Annotated in this window: 22 protein-coding genes; 15 read left to right on the top strand and 7 right to left on the bottom strand. The window is 45.9% G+C overall.

Going from position 1 to position 22,694, the window contains the following annotated elements; translation table 11 throughout:
• Positions 1-1,188, bottom strand: a complete 1,188-nt coding sequence (locus tag QL234_RS31230; RefSeq protein ID WP_281561642.1) for a glycosyltransferase — start codon at positions 1,186-1,188, stop codon at positions 1-3.
• A 335-nt stretch (positions 1,189-1,523) separates the two neighbouring features.
• Here QL234_RS31230 and QL234_RS31225 point away from each other — a divergent pair, with 335 nt between their 5' ends.
• Together QL234_RS31225 and QL234_RS31220 are read left to right on the top strand one after the other, a co-directional pair.
• Positions 1,524-2,159, top strand: coding sequence for a DsbA family protein (locus QL234_RS31225; RefSeq protein ID WP_281561641.1), 636 nt, complete (start codon positions 1,524-1,526; stop codon positions 2,157-2,159).
• A gap of 47 nt (positions 2,160-2,206) precedes the next feature.
• A complete protein-coding gene (locus QL234_RS31220; protein WP_281561640.1) occupies positions 2,207-2,551 on the top strand; it encodes a Fis family transcriptional regulator in 345 nt (114 codons plus the stop codon).
• 54 nt (positions 2,552-2,605) lie between these two features.
• Here QL234_RS31220 and QL234_RS31215 read toward each other — a convergent pair whose 3' ends face one another.
• Positions 2,606-3,157 carry an HPP family protein gene (locus QL234_RS31215; RefSeq protein WP_281561639.1) on the bottom strand — a complete coding sequence of 184 codons (552 nt, stop codon included), beginning with the start codon at positions 3,155-3,157 and terminating at the stop codon, positions 2,606-2,608.
• 92 nt (positions 3,158-3,249) lie between these two features.
• Entirely contained in the window at positions 3,250-4,431 is a 1,182-nt protein-coding gene (hmpA, locus tag QL234_RS31210) for an NO-inducible flavohemoprotein (protein ID WP_281561638.1), read from the bottom strand.
• 167 nt (positions 4,432-4,598) lie between these two features.
• On the opposite strand from hmpA, the gene norR reads away from it, so the two are divergent.
• Positions 4,599-6,176 carry a nitric oxide reductase transcriptional regulator NorR gene (gene norR / locus QL234_RS31205; RefSeq protein ID WP_281561637.1) on the top strand — a complete coding sequence of 526 codons (1,578 nt, stop codon included), beginning with the start codon at positions 4,599-4,601 and terminating at the stop codon, positions 6,174-6,176.
• A 178-nt stretch (positions 6,177-6,354) separates the two neighbouring features.
• On the opposite strand, the gene QL234_RS31200 is transcribed toward norR, so the two are convergent.
• The gene (locus tag QL234_RS31200) at positions 6,355-8,190 is read right to left on the bottom strand and encodes a hypothetical protein (RefSeq protein ID WP_281561636.1); all 1,836 of its coding nucleotides are present in this window, start codon (positions 8,188-8,190) and stop codon (positions 6,355-6,357) included.
• A gap of 287 nt (positions 8,191-8,477) precedes the next feature.
• Here QL234_RS31200 and QL234_RS31195 point away from each other — a divergent pair, with 287 nt between their 5' ends.
• A complete protein-coding gene (locus QL234_RS31195) occupies positions 8,478-9,125 on the top strand; it encodes a hypothetical protein (protein WP_281561635.1) in 648 nt (215 codons plus the stop codon).
• A 122-nt stretch (positions 9,126-9,247) separates the two neighbouring features.
• On the opposite strand, the gene add is transcribed toward QL234_RS31195, so the two are convergent.
• The gene (gene add, locus QL234_RS31190) at positions 9,248-10,243 is read right to left on the bottom strand and encodes an adenosine deaminase (protein ID WP_281561634.1); all 996 of its coding nucleotides are present in this window, start codon (positions 10,241-10,243) and stop codon (positions 9,248-9,250) included.
• Positions 10,244-10,435: 192 nt separating this feature from the next.
• On the opposite strand from add, the gene QL234_RS31185 reads away from it, so the two are divergent.
• Complete coding sequence (locus tag QL234_RS31185) at positions 10,436-11,089, top strand: Crp/Fnr family transcriptional regulator (protein ID WP_281561633.1); 654 nt, start codon at positions 10,436-10,438, stop codon at positions 11,087-11,089.
• Between the two features lie 89 nt (positions 11,090-11,178).
• On the opposite strand, the gene QL234_RS31180 is transcribed toward QL234_RS31185, so the two are convergent.
• Entirely contained in the window at positions 11,179-11,889 is a 711-nt protein-coding gene (locus tag QL234_RS31180; RefSeq protein WP_281561632.1) for a hypothetical protein, read from the bottom strand.
• Positions 11,890-12,077: 188 nt separating this feature from the next.
• Here QL234_RS31180 and QL234_RS31175 point away from each other — a divergent pair, with 188 nt between their 5' ends.
• The 7 genes from QL234_RS31175 to QL234_RS31145 all read left to right on the top strand — a co-directional run bounded on the left by QL234_RS31175 (position 12,078) and on the right by QL234_RS31145 (position 18,515).
• Entirely contained in the window at positions 12,078-12,968 is an 891-nt protein-coding gene (locus QL234_RS31175; protein ID WP_281561631.1) for a LysR family transcriptional regulator, read from the top strand.
• 258 nt (positions 12,969-13,226) lie between these two features.
• Positions 13,227-14,651 (top strand): amidohydrolase family protein, encoded by a 1,425-nt coding sequence (locus tag QL234_RS31170; protein WP_281561630.1) that lies wholly within the window; start codon positions 13,227-13,229, stop codon positions 14,649-14,651.
• Positions 14,652-14,730: 79 nt separating this feature from the next.
• A complete protein-coding gene (locus tag QL234_RS31165; protein ID WP_281561629.1) occupies positions 14,731-16,029 on the top strand; it encodes a M20 family metallopeptidase in 1,299 nt (432 codons plus the stop codon).
• A 176-nt stretch (positions 16,030-16,205) separates the two neighbouring features.
• Positions 16,206-16,832, top strand: a complete 627-nt coding sequence (locus QL234_RS31160) for a TetR/AcrR family transcriptional regulator (RefSeq protein WP_281561628.1) — start codon at positions 16,206-16,208, stop codon at positions 16,830-16,832.
• Between the two features lie 46 nt (positions 16,833-16,878).
• Positions 16,879-17,292, top strand: coding sequence for a GFA family protein (locus QL234_RS31155; RefSeq protein WP_281561627.1), 414 nt, complete (start codon positions 16,879-16,881; stop codon positions 17,290-17,292).
• The gene (locus QL234_RS31150) at positions 17,289-17,771 is read left to right on the top strand and encodes a Rid family detoxifying hydrolase (RefSeq protein ID WP_281561626.1); all 483 of its coding nucleotides are present in this window, start codon (positions 17,289-17,291) and stop codon (positions 17,769-17,771) included. The genes QL234_RS31155 and QL234_RS31150 overlap by 4 nt, the downstream gene beginning before the upstream one ends.
• Before the next feature lie 357 nt (positions 17,772-18,128).
• On the top strand, positions 18,129-18,515 hold the full coding sequence (locus QL234_RS31145; protein ID WP_281561625.1) for a hypothetical protein: 387 nt from the start codon (positions 18,129-18,131) through the stop codon (positions 18,513-18,515).
• Positions 18,516-18,655: 140 nt separating this feature from the next.
• Here the strand turns inward: QL234_RS31145 and QL234_RS31140 are convergent, their stop codons facing one another.
• On the bottom strand, positions 18,656-19,552 hold the full coding sequence (locus QL234_RS31140) for a LysR family transcriptional regulator (protein ID WP_281561624.1): 897 nt from the start codon (positions 19,550-19,552) through the stop codon (positions 18,656-18,658).
• Positions 19,553-19,706: 154 nt separating this feature from the next.
• On the opposite strand from QL234_RS31140, the gene QL234_RS31135 reads away from it, so the two are divergent.
• The 3 genes from QL234_RS31135 (at position 19,707) to QL234_RS31125 (ending at position 22,372) form a co-directional block, all read left to right on the top strand.
• The gene (locus QL234_RS31135) at positions 19,707-20,609 is read left to right on the top strand and encodes an alpha/beta hydrolase (protein WP_281561623.1); all 903 of its coding nucleotides are present in this window, start codon (positions 19,707-19,709) and stop codon (positions 20,607-20,609) included.
• Between the two features lie 200 nt (positions 20,610-20,809).
• Complete coding sequence (locus QL234_RS31130) at positions 20,810-21,556, top strand: transporter substrate-binding domain-containing protein (protein WP_281561622.1); 747 nt, start codon at positions 20,810-20,812, stop codon at positions 21,554-21,556.
• 537 nt (positions 21,557-22,093) lie between these two features.
• The gene (locus tag QL234_RS31125) at positions 22,094-22,372 is read left to right on the top strand and encodes a SymE family type I addiction module toxin (protein WP_281561621.1); all 279 of its coding nucleotides are present in this window, start codon (positions 22,094-22,096) and stop codon (positions 22,370-22,372) included.
• The last annotated feature ends 322 nt before the right edge of the window (positions 22,373-22,694 follow it).

The raw sequence follows: 22,694 nt of genomic DNA, 5'->3' as shown, positions 1-22,694 counted from the left end.
TTACTTTTTCTGGCCCGCGGCATCAAGCAGACACTGGTACCAGGAGTCCACATATTGTGCGTAGCCGCGCTGAAAATATTCTTCATGACCTGCTTTTGCTGCGCTGCGGCCAACTTCAACCATTTCAGCCATGGCAAAACTAAGCGCCTCTGCCCCGGCATCGGGTTCAACAAAATTAAATTGCGCATATTCCATTAGGGAATCCGGACATCCAAGCAAGGATTCCTGGGTGGCAATCACAGGAGTATTGCAGGCGACGGCTTCACGCAGGATGATCGCCGCATGTTGCGCCACTTTATAACTGGACTTGGTATAAACCAGACACGTTAAACTGTTCAGTAAACGCGGTACTTCCCAGTTAGGGATAAAGCGGCGAACCTCAATCGCCTCATCTTGGGACTCATCAAGATATTCGCTAAGATGAAACTTACCGCCGATCTCCCCGCCGACAAACAATAACCGACCTTTGCCGTACCTTTGGCGATAGTGACGAAACGCCTGGATGATATCATCAAGTTTTTTACCGTGGACAAACTTGCCGTAAAAACCAAAAACAGGTTCATCCTGGTTGCCCCAATCCCGGGTACCGGCTTTGTTGTTGCCGTTAAAATACCTGGGATCGGGCAAATAGGGAGATACCGTACGGGTAGGACAATATTCGGCGAAAACATCCCCGGCAATCCGGGATTTGGGGACAAAATAAGTGACATTTCTCAATACCGAGCGATATAAGGTCCGCAAATCTTCTGAGCCACACAAACGAACAATATCACTGCCGGCATGGGTCACCACATGCGGGATCCCCAGCTCATCTGCGATTTGACTGCCGGCCAGGGCGTAGGGCTCCAGATAATGGGAGAAGATCACATCGGGTTTGTGCGCCAAAATGGTCTTTCGTGCCTGTGCCAGATAAGAAACATAACCCAGCTCAGAAAAAGGCAGGAATACCGAATCACTCAAATGGGCTGCATAAACCACAGAAACACCGGGGTGAAGCTCACGCCAGATATCGGAATCACTCTCATCGCGCGATGCGCGTATCGACTGTTTACGCGGGTAATAGGCGTCGGTACAAACAACAACCTTTGCCCCTTTTTCAGCTAATCCATTGGCTAACCAAAGGTTCAAGGTACTCACTTGACCGGAAATAGGCGGAAACTTACCCAAAATAGCAACAGTCAATCCCATATAAATTCTCCTTCATTTAATATCTACTGCCGGCTTAGCGCCCGGGCAATGCCAGGGCACCAATACTTGCCGTACAGGCAAAATCAGCCCATCAACAGGCCAAGCCTTTGAGCAATCCATTATTGCTAATAACCACAACAGAAGCAAAATATTATTAATTTATTATCATATCATTAACAAAATTTAGTCACACAAATCAAATAGCAGAGATTCTTCGGCATACAAGCACGGCAATAATCAGTATCATTACCCCGCCCGGGGCTTTTTACCTTTACTAGAGGCGGTGTCTGGCGGATGCTTAACTTTCAACATGTGCGGTTAAACGGAATAACTTTATGAAAAAACCTGTTTTATATTATGTTTACGATCCTATGTGCAGCTGGTGCTGGGGTTATCGCCCTACCTGGCAGACTTTGCAGGAAAAGCTGAAAACAAGGGTAGAGATCCAATATCGCCTCGGGGGATTAGCACCGGATAGTGATGCCCCTATGCCTGATGAGATGCAAACATTTTTGCAGCAAACCTGGCATAAAATCTCCCAACAACTGGGCACAGAGTTTAATTTCGACTTCTGGTCCCGCTGCCGTCCGAGACGTTCAACCTATCCGGCATGCCGGGCGGTGATCATCGCCCGTGAATATGATAAAGAGCAGGCCATGTACCTGGCTATTCAGCAAGCCTATTATCTGCAGGCAAAGAATCCTTCTGAACTCGACACCCTGGCTGATATTGCTGCCACAATAGGTCTTGATAAAGCTCAGTTTAAAGAGCAGCTGACAAGTCACGACATTGAGCAAAAGTTAACGGATGAAATTGCTGCTGCCAGAAAACTACCTATCCAAGGCTTTCCGTCACTGGTCTTAGCAACAGATGACGAGCAAGTACCGATTGCACTTGATTACCATCACTGGCAAACCAGCTATGACAGCATCATAAGCCATTTACAAAACAAGACATCAGCTCTTTTATAATTGCCTGCAAGGAGAAATGCAGCACTGCGCACTTAGGTAACAACTATATGAAAAAAAGCGACAAGAAATTAGATAAAATACTAAGAGAGGCGCTGACCAAGGTTTGTGAAACAGCCCTTGATGAAGTGGCCGGTTTTATCTGGTTAACACATTTTGTCAATTACAACTCATTCCCCGGCTCCCTTGCTGTGGTCTGTGTTTTTAATACCAATAGCGAACTTTCTGATGCCAGAACGGAGCACAAAGATAGCTACTTGATCGGCTTAATAGATAAAGAGCTGGCATCTGCCGGGCTCAAGATTCGGGACATCAAACAACGGGTAAGATTCGATACCGAAGAAAATTGCCAAAAAGAAAATAATGGCAAATGGAATCACCGCTTCAACCATTAATAAACCGGGCAAGGGTCCACCCCGGATACCGGTTTATATCAGCTCTCAATAAAATCAACTTGTGCCTGAAGCTTGCGTTTGCTTAGGATAAAGGCGCTTGCCGATTAACTGGTTAACGCTATAACTGACTAAAAAAATAATGAAGCAATTCAGGAGAGTCGGCGTTAATACATAATAAAAACCTAATTCGTGAATAACATCTCCTCCCACCACGGCAGCTAAGGCCGTTGCCCCGCCCGGGGGATGGAGACATCGACTAGCGAACATCGCCAGCATAGCCAAACCGACAGCACTACCGGCAGCAATAAAATTATCTCCTATCCACTGATAACAGCAAACGCCGACGACAGCAGATAATACATTACCGGTAAATAAGGCCCAGGGCCTGGAAAAGATTGCTTTGGGCGCTGCCATCAACAGTACTATCGCCGCTCCCATTGAAGGTAAAATGGCACCGGCCCCTTTAAGGCCGGTAACTTTATAACTAACAAAAAAAACGATAAAAATACTTAAAAATCCACCGAGGGCAAGGAACAATTGCTCTCTTGATGCTGTGGCATCTTGTATGCCCAGCGTTTTCCACCAGGCGGGTAGCTTTGTTTTCATGAAGATATTCGCTGTTTCAGGAGCCAGGTAAATCCGTTTGCCAAGGCCCGGGGGTTGATTGGCTCCTGCCGCCCATAGTAAAAAAATACCTCTTAAGCGATTAACTCTTCACTCGGACCAAAAAACTCATAATGTACCTGAGAATCAGGTAAGCCGAGGTTCTTGGCGATTTTCAGTGCCGCCCGCATAAAGGGCACCGGACCGAGAAAATATAATTCGACATCACGATCTTGTGGTAATTGCCGGGCGACTAATTCTTCGGTAATAAAACCTGTGGCGTGGGGCTGACAATTTTTTTCCGGGTTGCTGTAAACATATAAAGGCGAAATATGCTCATGCTCAGATGCCAGTTGATCAACATGTGCCTTAAAGGCATGCACATTAGAGTTTAATGCCGCATGGATAAAACGTATATCCCGCCCGGATCCCGCTTCACTGTTGAGCATACTGATGGCAGGGGTAATACCGACACCGCCGGTTAACAGCACTAACGGCTTATTGTTTTTACGTAAGGTAAAATCTCCGCTCGGGTGTGTTAATTTAACCTTGTCTCCGGGATTAAGTTTGCTGTGCAGGTGATTTGATACCGCCCCATCCGGTTCGCGTTTGACACTGATACGTAAATAATGGCTGCCGGGCGCATCTGACAAGCTGTAGTTTCTTCTCAGCCGGGCACCGTCGACATCATCTAAAATAATGGTCAAAAATTGTCCCGGTTCGAAAAGGGGTACGCCTTTACCGTCTACCGGCTCAAAATAGAAAGAGGTGATCACTGCACTTTCATCAATGCGTTTGGCCAGGGTAAACTCACGCTCACCACGCCATCCCCCCGGTTTATTTTCATTTTCCGCATATAGAGACTCTTCTGCAGCAATAAGCAAATCTGCCAGCTGGCCATAGGCTTTACCCCAGGCAGTAATCACTTCTTCGGTGGCAGCATCACCTAATACCGCTTTTATCGCCTGTAATAAACAACTGCCGACAGCATCGTATTGTGAGGGCTCAATACCGAGAGCGACATGCTTTTGTACTATTTTACTCACGGTTTCGCTTAAATTACCTAAGGCATCAATATTGGCGCCATAAGCAACAACGGCATTGGCCAGGGCTTTTGGCTGGGTGCCCTTGCCCTGGTTGGTTTGATTGAAATAAGGCACGACATCAGGGTGCTGGGAAAACAGTAGCGGGTAAAATGCCTTGGTAATATCGTCGGCGTGCACTTTTAAAACAGGAACTGTGGATTTGATGATTTCAATGGTTTGAGCGTCTAACAAGATATCTTCCTTTCAGGATAAAATAATTTACTACTGACAAGCTCATAACACAGAGTATGCCAACTTGTTACTCCATTGATTTTTAAAGACATAAAAGAAATACAGGTTAATTTGACCTAGATCAAGACCTATGTCATTTCAACCTAAAAAAGGTTAAAATGACCTTTATGAATATTTCTCCCTTTATTGATATTGTCGAAGACTTAAACCGTGATTTAAGTCAGACACAACGCTACCAGCGTTTAGTCTTAGCCATTCAACGGGCGATCCCCTGTGACGTGGTTGCCCTGCTGAAATTAACAGACGGTTACCTGCTGCCCGTGGCCGCCTTAGGGTTAAAAGATGAGGCCCTGGCGCGGCAATTCGCCGTTGCCCAACATCCGCGGCTGCAACATATCTTAAACAACTCGCAACTCACCCGCTTTGATGCCGATTCCGAGTTGCCAGACCCCTATGACGGCCTGGTAGACGACAACAGTGAGCAGCTGCATGTGCATGACTGCATGGGCAGCGCCATTTATATCGACAACAACCCATGGGGCATCATCACCCTGGATGCCATGCTAGCGGGTAGCTTCGACGCCCTTAATCCGATCGAAACCCGGGCCTGTTTCGCCGCCGTGGCAGCGGTGATCAAAACCAGCCAGCATATCGAAGCATTAGAAGCCCGGGTAGAGCATAATCACCAGGTGGCACAACGTTTACTGGAAACCGTTAGCCCGTCAGAAATTATTGGTAAAAGTACAGCAATTAACACCATGCGCGGGGAAATTGATACCGTCGCCCCCAGTAAGCTGTCGGTCTTGATCACCGGGGAGACAGGAGTCGGCAAAGAGCTGGTGGCGAAAAGCCTTCACCATAACTCCCGCCGGAAAAACCAGCCTCTGGTGCAGATCAATTGTGCCGCATTGCCGGAAAACATTGTTGAAAGTGAGCTGTTCGGCCATGTCAAAGGTGCCTTTTCCGGCGCGGTAAACGATCGCAGCGGCCGCTTTGAATTAGCCGACAGCGGCACCCTGTTTCTTGATGAAGTCGGCGAGTTACCCCTGGCCGTACAGGCAAAACTGTTACGTGCCTTGCAATACGGCGAAATTCAGCGAGTCGGCAGTGATAAAACCATAGTCGTTGATGTCAGAATTGTCGCCGCCACCAACCGGGATCTGCAGCAGGAAGTCAAGGAAGGCCGTTTCCGCACCGACTTATATCACAGATTAAGCGTCTATCCGTTATCGGTGCCGCCTTTGCGCGAGCGGGAAAAAGACTACTTACTGCTTGCCGGCTACTTTCTTGAAAAAAGCCAGCATCAACTCGGGGTCGCTAAATTACGTTTACAACAAAGCGCCATCGAGCAGCTGGCCCGGTACAACTGGCCGGGAAATGTCAGGGAGCTAGAGCATTTATTAAGCCGTGCGGCACTAAAGGCGATCACAGAGCAAGGACGTGAAGCCCGCATTGTCAGTATTCACGGCGAGCACCTTAATTTGCAACCGCTCGAAAGCATAACGCCAGGATCAGGCTCGGTTCAAACACCTCCTATGCAGAGCGATATTCAAAAATCATCAATGCCTGCGATAACGGTTGAAGTAAATGATTTAGGTTTGCGCGAGGCAACCGATGAATATCAACGTCAGATCATCAGTCAGCTACTGGAAGGTGAACAGGGCAATTTAGCGGCAGTAGCCAGGCGCCTTAAAGTCGACAGGAGTAATTTAATCCGTACTATGCGCCGCTTGGGGCTGACATAAAAGAACCTGAGATTGATGTCGCATTTCTGCCAGGTAAACGGCGATAACCGGGAAAAATAAACAAGGGGTCTAAACCAGACTCCCTGCATCTTTTTTCATTTTCCATCTACCTTTCTTAATTTAACAATATAAGTAAAAAGGCCAGTAATTGGCCTTTTTTACTTTAATTGTTGTGCAACTAATTATGACAAGCTTCGCTGTTTTCCAGGGACACCTCGCCATTGCCATCAACATAATTGATGCTTGTTGGCAGGCGTTTGATATTACCGGCGAGATCAACAATAAAAATCGGCGCACCTTCACGATATTGATGCATGTTGCCGCCGGCAAAAATACCAACAAAATCATTGCTGCCGTTTAATACCGACTTAAAGTAATTGTATTCGCACAGGTTATACAAATAACTTGATGAGCCGGTTTCAGGGTCAACAACATCGTTGGAGATCAGCGTACGTCCCCAGACACTGCTACTGGTACCGCCGGTATCCAAATAAGCGGCAGCGCCCCCCGCCATGGCATTATTTTTCTCATCACTGGTGTCGGGGTAGAATACCCGGTAATCTGAGCCGTTCGGATGCAACATACCGGAAGAATAATTGTGATCCACCTGGTTTGCCAGACGCACATTGCTCCAGCTGGTGCCGGTCCAGCGGGCTTTGGCCAGGTAATGATCGGCTAGGGTTGACGGCTGGTGATCTCCGGAAAGACTGCCGACATACAAAATAGTCGGTTTTTTAGCCATGCCTGAGCTCATGAAATCAATATCTTTCATATAGATACGTCGTCCGATGCCACCTATAGTTGCCGGATCATAATATTCTCTGACCGCCACCGTTTTTAAGCCCTCAGGGGAAACAATCGGCAGGGAAACTCGCTGGTTTTTGGCGTTGAACCAGTTTTCTCCACCATCAAAAGAATGCATGTAATAAAGGTTTGTTCTGTCATCCAGCTTATTGCCCGGATGAACATTGAAGGCAATCACCACGTCCTTGCCTCTGGCCTTGGCAATAGCATAATGCCCCTTATAAGCGGCAATAGGCGTGATATCCTGGATACTTGCTTTGCTACCGTCAACCACCATTTTGGCGCTATAAACCTGCCTGGTACTTTTACAGGTTTGGGTTTCGCCAGAGTTACAGTAAACGGTATAAATTAAGCGGAAATAACCATTCTTGCTATAGGCCGGGTCGTCAATCCAGAACATCTTAGGGTAATTGATGCCGCGGTAATGTGTGCCGGAAAGAGGAAAATTCTGCCCCGCCGCCGCGATCAAATCTTTAAAGTGATCGGCATAATCATCCATCAACGGCGTATAATCGACAAAACTCTCGATACTGTTTGGCGCACTACTCTTAAAGACAAAGTTGCCGCGTGATGTTGAACGTCCGGAAACCAGTACGTATACGTAACCGGCCTGGTCCAGGTTTATCACGGCATTATCGTGGGGATCATCGGTACACTTCATATGCACTAAGACCGGCTCCGACACTTTCCCGGTATTGTGGTTAAAGCGTGCCACATAAATCCCCAATGCCGGTGATTTATTGGTACTGATGCGAAATTTTTCTGTGGTGGTGATATCACAGCCGCCGGCAGCCGTGGTGCCTATTTTCTTATTCGTGAGTGAATAATTGTCCAGAATCACTTCACCTGAATAGACAAAATAGCTATAGCTGCCCTGCTTTACTGCGGTAGGGGCATGCTTGGCGGTGTAGGTGGCTTTATTGCCGGAATATTTCACCACATCATAATCCGCCAGGCCATTATTATCGACATCAATTGCCGTGGTGCCGCCCAAACCATAAGGCATACCATTAAAGCCATCGGCTTTCTTAAATTGTGTCACCGAATAGGCTTGTAAATCAGCACAATCTTCCTTGGTATTTTTACATTCCCCCGAAGGACTCTTCAGGTAGCGATAAACATTATGGTCGTCTTGCCAGGCATTTTGTCCGGCAAAGGCTGAAAAAGCACTGATACACAGCATGGATGCCAGCGATATTTTCCTTAACATAGGTATTCCTTTTAACTGGAGGGTAAATAACATCATGAACCATATAGATTTTTTTAATTACTGTCCAGACAAGTCAGCTCGCATATTTCAGGATATTGAGGGAGATCAATGAAAGGAGGTACAGGCCAATATTTTACCGTGACGGCGTGAATACTCAGGATTATCGTGAATTTTTTTTGAAACCACTGTGAGATTTATTCCTGCTATGACACAGGTATTAAGTAACATTTAAACAGCCAGCTGTTCCTGTCCAATACCAGGCTTACAAAGCATTAGAGGAATTTCATATGAGCACTAACAACCCAGTTGATGACAGCGACTCACAAGCCGTCAAATCAACGCTTTTTACCACGATAAAAAACAAACTGGTTGAACATTACTTGGGGGTATTTTTAACCTTAATGACTGCTGCTTCGGGAGCAAGCGCAATTAAAGCCAACAGCGCAGCAAAAAGCCTGGCAGATGTCTCTATGTATATTCAAGAGCTTGAAATTACCAGTGACAAAATTAAGCACGATGCGCTTCGCATGAATACTGCCCTGAATAATATCGGAGAGTTGGCCAAACTAAACACGACACTTAACAATAATTTTACCGAAATAAAGTCTAAACAGAAGCAGCTGGAAAATGCCCTTAATCATTATTCTGGTGAATTCTGGGCAAGCCACAATACCTTAGCGATAAAAGATGAGGAACAAAAGCGTAAACTCTTTGAAATTTCACAAGAATTTACTAAACTCTTGGCAGCGGTGAACTCGATAGACAATGCACTCTTTATCTCAGGTAAATATGCTCCCTTGATAGAAGCCACAAATACGCAGTTGATCAGAGAACTCAAAAACTTAAATGCGTATTTTGCCAATGACCAGGTTAACCTGGTTGAGTATAAAGTATTTGATAAAAATACAAGGTTACTGACACATCAGAGGCGATAGCAAGATAACGGCGATCACCTCAATCGATAGCGCAAGCAAAGTGGTCGCCGCTTTTCCCTGCTGCACAAGGCCATGAGCCGCTTTGTCATAAACATTAAAACCCAAGCCGGCTCAGCAATACCCTAAGGGGCAAAACTTAACAAATGCTGCTTCACCGCCTCGGAAGCAAAAGAATGCTCAACGCTGACCTTATAAATATCAAAATACTCTTGCTGGCTTAAATTAAACTCCTCGACAACCTTACGTACCTCATCGGTCATAGTAGTGTTGGAAACCGTACGGTTATCGGTATTGATGGTGATCAATACGCCATCTTTATGGAAAGCTTTAACCGGGTGATCACTCAGGGCATCTACCGCCTTGGTCTGGACATTGCTGCTAGGACAGGTTTCCAAAGCAATGGCCTGGTTTTTTACCAGATCATAAGCTTGCTGGTGACCTTTGATATGAATACCGTGGCCGATACGCTCGGCTCCTAAAAGCGACACCGCATCATGCACATTCTGGCCACTGCCCTGCTCTCCGGCATGGATGGTCACCCGGTAGCCCTTTTCAATGGCATATTGGGCATAAGGGATAAATTCATGACAAAAGCCCGGCAACTCGCTGCCGGCTAAATCAAAGGCCACCACACCGTCATTGAGGTGTTTTGCCCCGGCATCGATAATGTCGTTGATCTTGTCTTTGGCAAAGGTTCTTAATATCGACAGAATATAGTTGCCGTGAATGTCATAGAGCTTTTCGGCTTTTCTCATCCCCTTTACAGCACTGTCGATAATTTGCTTGAATGTCAGCCCTTGTTGCTGGTGCAACTGGGGACCAAAACGCACTTCCAGATATTTAACGTTTTCTTTGGCGGCATCTTCAAACACCTCATAGGAAATACGCTCAATAGCCTCTTGCGTCTGCATCACAGAAAGCGGCAGCTCAAAGCGGCTCAGGTACTCGTCAAGGTTTGGACAGGTTTCAGGGGCCACCATTAATGCTTTAATTTCATCGATGTCTTCGCTGGGCAAGGATAAGCCCTGTAGCCGGGCAAGCTCAATAATGGTTTGCGGGCGAACGCTGCCATCAAGGTGACAATGTAGATCGATTTTTGGCACATTAAAATAATTCATAGACCTCTACCTGATATTGCTTATGACATTCAACCAATAAAATGATAACGGAAGAAACTACAGGGGCTTCAATGGAGAAAAGCTACTGGTATCACTACTGATTATTCTCTATATTACCCCTATCCATTCAAAACTATCAGGACAAATGTCCGGATCGGATAAAAATACTTAATTTCAGTTGTAGGGTCACTATTGGATACACTCAGTGAATTAGCTGCGCAAGGATATGAATTGTTTTGCCAGCTGATAAAAAAACAAGATCTTAAAAGCAAACCGTTTCAGGTAGACGACTATTTATTGAGGCAGGGGCAGGAAATTACGGAACTATATTGGCTCGAAACGGGCCAGTTCTCGGTAGGTTATACCGCAGATAATGGCCGGCATTTCAGTTTAGGCCTGTTCAGTGCCGATAACAGCTTGCTTGGCGATGTTGAGCTGCTGACCGACACCCGCTGTCAGTTTGACGTCAGGGCCAACGAAGCCATTGAAGCCAAGGTGTTGCCGGCAGCCCTGCTCACCGAGTTTATGCAGCGCGATCCCAAATTGGCTATCTGGCTCAGCCAATCCCTGTCTTATAAATACCAGGAAACCATGGCGACCACCATCAGCCGGATCTTACATCCGCTGATCTACAATATCGCCCTGGATATTGAACAAAGATTCCTCGATGCCAGACCTAAAGTCAATTTTGGCCACGTGTATAAAGAAGCGGAACGCTTTGGCTGCTCTGAGCGGGTTTACCGCCGGGTTGTCAATCAGCTGCTGGAAATGAACCTGGTGGAAAAGGTGAATAACCAGCTACAGGTAAAAAATATTGACCAGCTTTCAGAGTTTTTAAGATCTTAATCCCGGCCAGGCGCCATCGGTAGCTTAAAAGTCTGGACGAAAGCAACACGCTAACCTCAAGCTTAACAACAAGCACTTCATGGCTTTTTTTATAACTCAAAATCCCGGGTTTCCAGATAAACAGGTGCGGGAATACCACATAGCTCCAGCTGTTTGCTGATGATGTCAGCGTCAAAAGCTTTGGGGTTATCACAAACGATGACATCATTAGTTTCCGCTGCAGCTTTGCCCGGCAATGCCATAAAAGCCAGGGCATCAAAAGAAGGGGGATGCTGAATTTTATGGGCAACAATTGCCTTAGTTTTGCTGATTGCAGCAGTATAAAAGCTTGCCGCCTGCGAATGTTCTTTCGTGACTTTTTTTACCAGCACCGGCTTGGTAAAGCTGATTTTGCCGGTATTTTTTACCTCACCGCCGCGCTCAAAATGTCCCTGAAAAAATTGCGCTTCAACCGAAAAGGCTTCTCCGCTGATTAACTTATTCAAGTCAAAGTTTGTTGGCAACACAGTTACCATGCCTGCTGTCAGCAACTCACGGATCATCTTATGCTCTGAGACTTCAACTTTGTAAATGATTTGGTAGTTATGCGGGCTACGGTATAAAGGCAAGTGGCTGGCAAAGATCCCCTCTTGCTGATCATAAATCAGCACCATACCATGCGAGCCTATTAAGGCATGATCGCCATGTTCGGCTTGCGCATGTGCAAGCAAAGGAGTGCCCATCAAGCAGGTAAAAGTGGCAAGTATGAGTAAAGCAAACATCATAGCAGAAAGCTTTTGCCGGTAATAATTAACTGTCATTCAAACTCCGGATATTTCAACCTTGTTAAGGTGTTGGTAAAAAATTCAGGTGATATCGGCTTAGCCTGGTTTTATAACAAAACGTCAGCAAACAACTCGCCCGGTACCACTTACTATACTAGAAGATTAATTGTTGAGTTATAATCGAAAAAATTGACGACATCATTTACCATTTGGAAACGAATTAAGTGCATTTGGAAGATTTACGCAAAGTGATCCACCTGGCCCACAGCCAAAACATTCAAACCAGTGCCCATGATTTGAATCTGACTCCGGGCGCCCTATCGAAAACCTTAAAAAAGGTCGAGCAAGCCTTAAATACCGAATTGTTTGACCGGGTCGGACGAAATATACAGCTCAACAGCCAGGGGAAAAAGTTCATTCAATATGCGGCCAAACTGGTACACGAGTATGAGCAAATGTGCAGTGAATTTACCGGCAACCAGGTTAAACAAGTGGTGAATATCACCGGCCCGTCAGTTTTATTAAATCATTGCCTTAACCCCCTGATAAAGCTGTTGCCGGAAAATAGTACCGAGCTCAATATTGATGCCCGCTTTGAAGGACAGGCAATGAAGCGCCTCATTGCCGGTCATGCCCATCTGGCGATAGTAACCAAGGAAGCCCTGGCGGATATAGACACGACCGATTTACATTCGGTATTACTGGGTACAACCAGCTTTAAACTGGTTGCCGCTCCCGGCCATCAACTGTTTTCACATTACCCGACAGGAAAAATGACATTAAAACAATTGCTCGCGTATGCCTTCGTTTGTCCGAGCAGCTCGCCGTTTTGCGGTATTGTGCGCGGTATCGGCTCTGACGGCTGGCCTGATCAGCAATTTCCCCGTAACATCGCCTTTCGCACCGACGATTTCAGTTCGCTGTTATCCATAGTAAGCCAGGGCCAGGCAATTGCCTACGTGCCAGATTTCGTCATCACATCAACAGCGCTCAAAACAATAGAGCTCGTTGATTTTAAATATCATTATCAGGAAGCATACAGTTTGGTCTATAAACCCGCCATGGCAGACGGCTGGCTGAAAAAACTGGTTACCAAAGTAAAAAACCAGGCTTGAACCTTTAACTGCCCTTATCGGCTATCTCGCGGCTTCCCCGGCTAATAACACCATATCAACAGAAAAGTAGCGGTTATAAGCATCACCTATAACCGCTATCAGCTTGTTATTCCTTTCTTTTCCTCTTAGTAAGCAAACAGCTACCCGCTTGAGAGCTGAATTATATTGCCGAATAAAAATGTGAATCTGTATTTACATTTCATTCTGCACTGATTAGTATTGCAGCAAAGCCAGACGCAGATAACAGACCAACAGCCTATGAAAAACCACCTGTCAGCCAGCAAAATATTCACATTAACCTGCTTGCTCGCCGCTTTCGTGATACAGCCAAGCCACGGTAAAGACAGCGATTTTATCGAATATCAAGAGGATAAAATCGCGATTAAAAACGTCACCCTTATTGATGGCTCTGGAGAGCCGACCCGGCGCAATCAAACCGTGTTGTTGGCAGGCGGCACCATACGCAAGGTAGGCCATAGCAACGAAGTCGTTATACCTGAGGGGATCACAGCTATTGATGGTCGGGGAAAAACCTTGATCCCGGGTCTAGTGATGATGCATGAGCACATGTTTTACCCAACCGGTAAGGCAAACTATACCGAGATGTTATACAGCTTTCCGCGTCTGTATCTCGCCGGAGGGGCAACCACCATCAGAACCGCAGGCACCACAGCCCCTTATGCCGATTTAAATTTAAGGGATGCGATCAAAAAGGGTGAAACCATAGGCCCGGATATTGACGTTACTGCCCCCTACCTCAATGGCCCGGGTCTGCCTATTTTAAAAATTAAGCCGCTGCGGGATGCGGAAAATGCCAAAACCATGATGCAATACTGGATGTCAGAAGGCGTGACTTCCTACAAGGCCTATATGCACATTCGCCGGGATGAATTAGCCGAGGTGATCAAGCAGGCGCATAAGCGTGATCACAAGGTTACCGCACATTTATGCTCGATTACCTACAGGGAAGCAGCAGAATTAGGCATAGATAACCTCGAACATGGTTTTTTTGCCGCAACCGATTTTGTTAAAGACAAAAAGAAAGATTTATGCCCCAAAACAGGGGTACACCAGTCTTTAGTCGATTTAGACATTGAATCAGACCAAGTCAATGAACTGATCGCCTTTTTGGTGAGTAAAAATGTCACCCTGACCTCGACGCTAACTGTCTTTGAAACCTTTACCCAGGGGCGGCCTAAGACGTCAGACAAAGCCCTGGCAGCACTGACCCCGCAAGTACGCGATCAATATGAAGCCCGTTGGGAGAAAATTGCCAAACAGGAAAATGCCACCTGGCCAATAGTTTATAAAAAAATGATGGCGCTGGAGAAAAAATTTGTCGAAGCAGGCGGTAAGCTCATGGCGGGCACAGATCCCACAGGTTATGGCGGCGTGATCGCCGGTTTTTCCAACCAACGGGTGGTTGAATTACTGGTAGAGAGCGGTTTTAGCATAGAACAAGCCATTAAAATATCGACCTCGAATGCGGCACATTATTTAAACCGTGAAAACGAAATAGGCACCATTGAAAGCGGAAAAAATGCCGACATGGTATTAATCGACGGCGACTTAAAGGCTGATGCCTCGATGATACGCAAAATGTCCGTCGTTTTTAAAAATGGTATCGGTTATAGCAGCAACAAAATTGTCGAAGCAACAAAAGCTGTGGTAGGTTTGCACTAAAGCTGTGTAGAACATTAGTCGTTTACAGCAGGTGTTAATGCATATTTAATTTAACAAAAACAACAATATTGGGATCATAATGAAAAAATCAATTTTAGCCAGCACTATGACTTTCGGTTTATTAGTATCAGGCAGTGGCCACGCCGCCCCGGCGCAAACGGCTGATTTACTGAAAAGTGTCGAAAGCAAGGTGATCGAATGGCGCCGCGACTTTCACCAAAACCCCGAATTAGGTAACCGTGAAACCCGTACTGCCAAAATTGTCGCCGCGCATTTAAAAAACCTTGGCATGGAAGTGGAAACCAATATTGCTTATACCGGTGTCGTAGCGATGTTAAAAGGCGCTAAACCGGGTCCTACCGTGATGTTGCGGGCCGACATGGATGCCCTGCCGGTAACCGAAAAAACAGACTTGCCCTTTAAGTCGACCAAAACCACCAATTACCGCGGTGTAGATGTCGGTGTGATGCACGCCTGCGGTCATGACACCCATGTCGCCATGTTAATGGGCACAGCCGAAGTACTGGCGGGCATGAAAGCGCAACTTCACGGCAATGTGATGTTTGTGTTTCAGCCCGCTGAAGAAGGCGCCCCCAAAGGGGAAGAAGGTGGCGCCGAATTGATGTTAAAGCAGGGTATTTTCGAAAGACATCAGCCGGATGTCGCTTTTGGCCTGCACATCACTTCAAAATTACCAGCAGGAACAATAGGTTACCGCAGCGGCCCTGCCATGGCCAGTGCCGACAGCTTTGAGATTGCCGTCCACGGCGAGCAAACCCATGGCTCAACGCCGTGGAACGGTGTTGACCCCATTGCTGCCGCCGCGCAAATCGTCAGTGGAGTCAATCATATCATCAGCCGCCATATCGATATTACCAAAGAGCCGGCCATTGTTTCCTTTGGCAAAATATCCGGCGGGGTGCGCAGCAACATAGTGCCCGAAAAAGTAGAAATGGTCGGCACCATCCGCAACTTTGACATGAATAACCGCCAGCAGATATTCGATAAAATTAAGACCACCGCCACGCACATTGCCGCTGCATCAGGGGCCAAGGCCGAGGTCGAAATATTCAAAGGTTACCCGGTTACCGTGAACAACCCGGAGCTGACGGCGCAAATGTTGCCGAGTTTGGAAAAAGCCGCCGGCCAGGACAAGGTGCTCATGATGCCGAAAATAACCGGTGCGGAAGACTTTTCATTTTATGCCCAGGAGGTTCCCGGCTTGTTCGTTTTTCTCGGCGGCACGCCACTTGGCCAGGATCCCAAACAGGCACCGAGCAACCATTCGCCTTACTTTTTCGCCGATGAATCAGCCTTTAAAACCGGTACCGAGACCTTGATCCGGCTTACGCTTGATTACATGGCACAGGCGAAATAACCCGAGTCCCCTTACCGAGAGGTAAATAGTGACAAGGTAAAAAACGGCAATATAAAAAACTCGTTGAGATGATTGTGGCTAGCACTCATGCCAACAAATTATTATATTGCTGTTTTTCATAAAAAAACGCATTATTTCGGCCAGCGAACGACTTTTACCGATACACAGCCATCATTATGCCAACAAAAAATGTTTTTCTGCCCAAACAGCAAAGAAGCCAGGATACCCAGCGAAAATTGTTAACTGCTTTACATACTTGCCTGCAAGATAAATTTTTTGAGCACATTACCATTAAGGAACTTGCCGAACATGCGGGAGTGTCAGTCGGCACGTTTTATCGGCGATTTAAGGATAAGGAATCATTGCTGCCCTTGCTTTATCAAGATTTTGGTAATGATCTGACATTATGGGTAAGCGGCTTGGAGCAAACAAAATATGCTTCACTGGCAGATGCGGTTGAGAAACTGTCGATAGCGACCTTTCAATTTTTGGCCGGCCGGAAAAGCGTTTTTAGAACCTTGCATCTCAATTCCCGGCTACATTCGGCATTATTAGACTCGGATCAGGTCGTTGACCGTAAAGTAATTTACCAGCGTCTTGCCGGAATTTTATTGACCTTCAGCCAGGAGATCACGGCAAGTGATAAGGAAAAAGCAGCCGGTATGGTTGTTTTTATGATGATTAACACTTTATTGGACAAGGTACTCTACCCCGGGTTGACCCCCGCCATTGCCTGTGATTTGGATGCCGGGGAATTTTCGCTGGAGTTACCGAAAATGATCATGCCTTATTTAAGTGCTTAAAAGTTAACACTAAACGCTAACCCCTAGAAAAAGGAAAGGAGTAACCATGGAAATCACCGGCGGCTGCCACTGCGGCGAACTGAAATACCATGCGCAAATAGACCCTGAAAAAGTCCTTATTTGCCACTGCATAGATTGTCAGCAACTCTCAGGTGCGGCCTTTAGAACCGTGGTGGTATCAAAGCCCGACGGATTAACCTTTAGCCAGGGACAGGCAAAAGAATATATAAAAATAGCCGAAAGCGGCAATGAGCGCGCGCAAGGTTTTTGCAGCAATTGCGGCAGCAGTATTTATGCAACCTCGACCGATAAAACAAACCGGATTTACGGTATCCGGGTCGGGTCGGTGCATCAAAGAAGCGAACTTATTCCATCGAGTCAGATCTGGTGCCGCTCGTCAGTGCCCTGGCTCGATGATTTACCTGAAATGACAAAATTTGAAACGGTGCCGTCAACATGATGTTTAAGAAAAATAACCTAAAAAACCTGAGCCTGCTTGCTACTGCTATAGCAGGCTTGCAGCTAAGTCCCGCCATAGCGGCGAAAGAAAGTGATAAGGCAGTAGAGTTTTTAAATACGAAAGCGCCTTCGACCCGGTTACCTTTTTCTGAGATAGTCCGGGTTGAAAACACCCTGTACCTCTCGGGCCAGATAGGCCTGGATCCGGCAACAAAAAAGCTGGCAAGCGGCGGCTTTAAAGGCGAAGCTGACCAGACCCTGAAAAATATTAAACAAACGATGCAAGCCCATGGATATAACATGGATCAAGTGGTCAAATGTACGGTCATGCTAACGGACATTGCTGACTTTAAAGCATTTAATCAAGTATATACCCAGTACTTCTCGCCTCCTTATCCAGCCAGAAGCGCCTTTGCCGTTAATAAGCTTGCATTAAATGCCAGTGTTGAAGTGGAATGTATTGCCGCTGTTTTTGATTAGCTTTGTGAAAAGGCAAGGAATATTGTTTTACTTATCACGCATCAAATAAGAAAAAACAGAAGTATCCGGCCTGAAGCTTAAAAGGGGGCGCCTGGTAAATAAACAGGCCCCTTAATATGGCTGGCTGACCGCCGTCTTGCTAAGGTTAAGCACCGGTGAAAATAGCAATGTTGGATAGCCATACATCAGCTAAAGTTCACCGGGTTAATCATAAAAACAGCTTTAGTTGATTCACCCGGCTGCCTAAGGCCTATACTGCCGTTAAAAACAGGAGAACTGCTATCAAATTTTGAAATATTTATCATTTTTCAACTACACTTTTCTATCCAGGGATAGCAGATACTCATAGGAATTGACATGTCACCACATCGATTTTGGAGTACTATATCAACCCATATCAATGAACTGACAAACGAAGATATTGATTACATCATCGAAAACTATTCAATTGATGCAAAGCGTGAATTACAAGAATACGTTTCACAAGAATTTAATTTAACCTTAGCTGCGTTAAACACTTCATTGCTGGAGATCACTCCCCTTTCCAGGCGGGTCTTAAAACGTTTAAATTATCGATATAATGAACAAGGCTTTGAAAAACTTCTCTTTTCTATTGGTATCTATATCTTTTCGACCTGGCATGTTGAATTACATCAAATAATGAATACTAACCACAAAGCGGAAAGGAAGTTCTCTGAAAAAGAATTTGCTGAGCAGGAATTTGGTGAAATTGAACTGTTTTAGTGCGGTTTTTTGTATGCTCAATTCAACAACAATGCCGGCAGGATAAATCACCGAACGCCGGCCTTATTGCCTATTGAATCAGGCGGTGCCGGCCAGTATTCTTCAGTGAAAAGCTTAACCATAGCGATGGCATTATTTGGCTAAGAGGTAAAACGCAACTTTAACCGCTCGACAAATAAACGGATCACTAAAGGTAATTGCTGCTGATAAGAGTGCAACGCATAAACCTGTCGGTGCTCACCGCTATAATCAGGCAACACTTGCTGCAACCGGCCGTCGCTGATTGCCTGACTCACCAAAATCTCAGGCACCAATGCCAGTCCCAAACCATTGATTGCCGCACTCATGGCCCCTAAGCTGGTATTGATTTTAACCGCTGCAGCCGAGTGAAAAGCCAAACTGCTGCCTTTGTATTCAACCTTAGCGTTCCCCTGCTGCCAGGGCAAAATAATTAAAGGTAAAGCCGGCAGCATCCCGGGCTCTATTATCCCGTGGCGGGCAATAAATTCAGGAGATGCCACCAGAATACTGCCGATATTTCCCAATAAAATCGCATGATAACTGCTGTCTTTTTGCATACCGACAGAAATAGCCAAATCCAGCTTATGGCTCAACAGATCCAGGCGCTCATCGGTAAATATCAGCTCAGGCTCAAGCTTAGGGTACTCCCGCATCAATCCGGCAATCACGGGAGTCACTAATTCGGTATCAAAAGCTAAAGGGGCGGTTATTGCCAGGCGCCCCTGCGGCGCCGCCACCTGAGACACCACCTCTTCGACACTGGTGCTGAGCATAGTCACCAGCTGCTCGCTGCGTTTGGCAAGTTGCTGGCCTGCCACCGTCAAATTCAGGCGCCGGGTACTGCGGTTCAGTAACCTCACCCCCAAATCGGCTTCTAACTGGCTGATATACTGGCTCACCGCCGACTTGGTATGACCCAAAGCCTGTGCAGCTTTGGTAAAGGAGCCGGTTTTCACCACCTCATCGAAGATCATCATTTGGTAGGGCAAGCGCTTGTGTTCAGATTTTATGAACATTTATTTCATTTTCTGGTTAATTATCTTTAGTTATTGAAACAATATACTAGCCCTTAAACACTGACAAGCAAAAATTCCATGACTCAGGTGCTGATGGCCAAGGGGTCATAAATCGCTTCGCGGCAGTGATCACACAGACAGGAAGGAAATAACAATGAACGAATTCTGGCATGCTTTTTCAAGAGAAAAAAATGATCAACAATATAACCCGACCTTATGGACACAGCGTTTACCGACAGAGGAACTCCTGCCGGCCCATATAGCCTTCACCCAGGAAAAAAGCGCGTCATACCGGGCCAGGGGCGTGGCAACACTTGAATTCGGTGAAGCTGAATTTGCCGGCTCAATAGATGTCTTTCGTCCCGATACGTTACCGGAAAATGCCCCTATTGTGGTTTATATTCATGGCGGCTGGTGGCAGTGGTTTAGCAAAGAACAGTTTTCCTATTTGGCACAGCCGTTTAATCACCAGGGATTTGCGGTTTATATGCCCGGTTATCGTATGGCGCCTGACTGGGAGAACAATGCGCCTATGGAGTCTATCGTCAGACAAATGCAATATGCCCTGGCCGCCATACTCAAGGTAGCGGAGAAAAGCGCCGCCCCTGCGGTATACCTGGTGGGACACTCGGCAGGCGGTCAGTTAGTGACTATGATGCAGCACACCGATTGGCAACAATTTAATGTTTCTGAGCCGGCAGTGCAAAAACTCAAAGGGATCTTTTCACTAGCAGGCTTGTTTGACATCCGCCCGTTAGTGGACAGTTTTGTTAACGATGAAATCAAGATGTCGCCCTCCTCTGCAGCCAGCGTAAGCCCGCAATTGCTGCCGCTGGCGCCGGCGGCTCATAACTGCCCGGTGCATTTACTGTTGCCCGAGTTGGATACCCCGGAGTTTTTCCGGCAAACCAAGGAATATCAGCAAAAACTCCTGGCACAAGGCCGAAGCTGTTACCTGAAGTTAGCCCAAAACAGGGATCATCTTGATATTATTGAAAAACTGATAGAAAACGACGATGAAATCATGACTTACCTGTTAACCAACATGAAAGCTTAATAAAAAACGCTTATCTCTGCCCCGGGGGAGTTCCTATCTCCCGGCTCGCAATGGTGTTTGCAAATAAAAGGCAACTTTTCACCCCCATAAAATAAGCACAAAGCAAGCAGCATAATCCCCATTGCAATCGCTTTTAAACATCATTAGCAAAGATCCTCAATTATAATTTAGTAGGTATATGTTTTCTTACCGGACAATAAATGAAAATAATCAAAACCTTATTATTTACCGGTATCTTGCTGAAAATGTCAGCGGTTGCTTTTGCTGTAGAAACGATCGAAGTCGTTACCGAAAGCTGGGAACCTTATAGTTACCTTTTACCCGATGGCAGTATCGGCGGCACAGCGACAGCTAAAGTTCGCCGTATTTTAAATAAAGCGGGATTTGAATATACCATTAACCTTTATCCCTGGACCCGGGCTTACAGAACTGCGCTGAGTAAAAAAAATGTTTTGATATATTCCATCTACAGAACAAAAGAACGGGAATTAAAGTTTCAATGGTTATGCCCTTTTTTACCAATGGAGCGAATATATGCTTATGCATTATCAAAGCGCCGGGACATTAACATAAAAAAATTGGATGATCTTAAGCGATATATCATAGGAAGTGCCAGGGAAGAGTATGCCTATCAATATTTGCTTGAGCGTGGCTTTGAAGATCACCGGCACCTGGACATCTCTTCTACGTACAATACCAGCCTGCATAAGCTGATAAATCAAAGAATAGACCTGGTTATTGGCACCCGGCATTCGATAGACACAAGATTAAAAAGCCTGGGTTATAAAGATACCAAAATGAGAGCTGTTTATGAATTTAGCACCCAAATGGTTGGCGGCAATTGTATGGCTTTTAATTTAGCGACACCGGTAGCTATCGTGGAAAAAGTCAGGGCTGCCTTGTCACAAGTTAATCAGGCGGCTGAAAATCCCCCCGCCCGAGAATAACTTTGCCAGGCTGGCCACTAAACTTCTCTCGCCGTCGTTAAAATAATTTAAAAATCTGAGCAGGTTAAGGAGAGTCAGACGTGTCTGACGCTGATGGTTGTTAACATTCAGGCTTGCAGCGCAGCGCTTAAATCAGCCTGTCAGGTTCAGATAAAACCCAGGCTTGAAATTTTTTCACCCGGTATGTTCCCTATTGGCAGGCTGGCCTGTGATATGCCCTCATGAAGGTTAACGGCTTAAAAGTGCATATTTCTGCCATAAGCAGTAAATAATCAGCGATATATTTCCTAATAAATAGAGAAGCTTACCTATGATCTTCTCCCTCAAATGGCTTTCAAAATAAAAAGCCACTTATTATTGATTTATCCCGTTATAAGGGCTTTATTTAATAGTGCGATCCATCCAATTAAGGAGAGCCCCCATTCCAGATTGTTAATTCACCAGCTGTTGCCCTTTAGGCAACAACGCAAGTCGCAACCCCTGAGTGCACCCACACCCAGAGGTCGCTAACCACAACAAACTAGCTAGGAGTAAGTCATGGCTGAATATCATCATACGTCAGAGCCAGGCTCGGCAAAAGTAAAATATCCTATTTATCGGCAACTTACCGTACAGGAAACCGTTTGTTGCACGGCTTCGAAAACCCGCGGCATAGGGATTAACTATGTGCCGGTAAAGCTTGAACCTTGCATTGTGCTCAGGGGAAAGTGGCTAAAGTTGGCCGGCTTCGCCATCGGGCAAAAGATCAGTATTAGGGTAAATCAAGATGGGCTTACCATCACACCTAAGCAGGCAAGCAAAATAACGGAGGAATAAACCCGGCATAACGGCTAAAAGAAGCCAAGCTGCTGTGTCTCCTGATGCAGCAGCTTGCCAAGCATGCCGTAAACCGTATTTTCCCGGATGTTAACAGGTAGTTTTCTACTAACTCTCAATATAACTCTACTGTCGGGGTAGTGCATACTGCTGACATTAGCAGTGAACATTTTTCCATATATTTTCTAATTAATTGAAAACTTATTAGTAACCCCATATTCAAGTTTAAAGAGATCAGCTTGTGGATGCTTGAGATGGTCACTCCGCAAAGGCATCGTAATGTGCCATGATTGAAAAAGTTATCAAGCAAGATCAATCAAAT

This window comes from Thalassomonas sp. RHCl1 (assembly GCF_947387555.1).
GTDB lineage: Bacteria > Pseudomonadota > Gammaproteobacteria > Enterobacterales > Alteromonadaceae > Thalassomonas.
This window is presented reverse-complemented; position numbering and strand designations above follow the sequence as displayed.

Excerpts from the sequence above, each read along its gene's own strand:
- QL234_RS31230 (WP_281561642.1), bottom strand. The coding sequence starts at position 1,188 with ATGGGATTGACTGTTGCTATTTTGGGTAAGTTTCCGCCTATTTCCGGT.
- QL234_RS31225 (WP_281561641.1), top strand. The coding sequence starts at position 1,524 with ATGAAAAAACCTGTTTTATATTATGTTTACGATCCTATGTGCAGCTGG.
- QL234_RS31220 (WP_281561640.1), top strand. The coding sequence starts at position 2,207 with ATGAAAAAAAGCGACAAGAAATTAGATAAAATACTAAGAGAGGCGCTG.
- QL234_RS31215 (WP_281561639.1), bottom strand. The coding sequence starts at position 3,157 with ATGAAAACAAAGCTACCCGCCTGGTGGAAAACGCTGGGCATACAAGAT.
- norR (WP_281561637.1), top strand. The coding sequence starts at position 4,599 with ATGAATATTTCTCCCTTTATTGATATTGTCGAAGACTTAAACCGTGAT.
- QL234_RS31200 (WP_281561636.1), bottom strand. The coding sequence starts at position 8,190 with ATGTTAAGGAAAATATCGCTGGCATCCATGCTGTGTATCAGTGCTTTT.
- QL234_RS31195 (WP_281561635.1), top strand. The coding sequence starts at position 8,478 with ATGAGCACTAACAACCCAGTTGATGACAGCGACTCACAAGCCGTCAAA.
- add (WP_281561634.1), bottom strand. The coding sequence starts at position 10,243 with ATGAATTATTTTAATGTGCCAAAAATCGATCTACATTGTCACCTTGAT.
- QL234_RS31180 (WP_281561632.1), bottom strand. The coding sequence starts at position 11,889 with ATGACAGTTAATTATTACCGGCAAAAGCTTTCTGCTATGATGTTTGCT.
- QL234_RS31170 (WP_281561630.1), top strand. The coding sequence starts at position 13,227 with ATGAAAAACCACCTGTCAGCCAGCAAAATATTCACATTAACCTGCTTG.
- QL234_RS31165 (WP_281561629.1), top strand. The coding sequence starts at position 14,731 with ATGAAAAAATCAATTTTAGCCAGCACTATGACTTTCGGTTTATTAGTA.
- QL234_RS31160 (WP_281561628.1), top strand. The coding sequence starts at position 16,206 with ATGCCAACAAAAAATGTTTTTCTGCCCAAACAGCAAAGAAGCCAGGAT.
- QL234_RS31155 (WP_281561627.1), top strand. The coding sequence starts at position 16,879 with ATGGAAATCACCGGCGGCTGCCACTGCGGCGAACTGAAATACCATGCG.
- QL234_RS31150 (WP_281561626.1), top strand. The coding sequence starts at position 17,289 with ATGATGTTTAAGAAAAATAACCTAAAAAACCTGAGCCTGCTTGCTACT.
- QL234_RS31145 (WP_281561625.1), top strand. The coding sequence starts at position 18,129 with ATGTCACCACATCGATTTTGGAGTACTATATCAACCCATATCAATGAA.
- QL234_RS31140 (WP_281561624.1), bottom strand. The coding sequence starts at position 19,552 with ATGTTCATAAAATCTGAACACAAGCGCTTGCCCTACCAAATGATGATC.
- QL234_RS31135 (WP_281561623.1), top strand. The coding sequence starts at position 19,707 with ATGAACGAATTCTGGCATGCTTTTTCAAGAGAAAAAAATGATCAACAA.
- QL234_RS31130 (WP_281561622.1), top strand. The coding sequence starts at position 20,810 with ATGAAAATAATCAAAACCTTATTATTTACCGGTATCTTGCTGAAAATG.
- QL234_RS31125 (WP_281561621.1), top strand. The coding sequence starts at position 22,094 with ATGGCTGAATATCATCATACGTCAGAGCCAGGCTCGGCAAAAGTAAAA.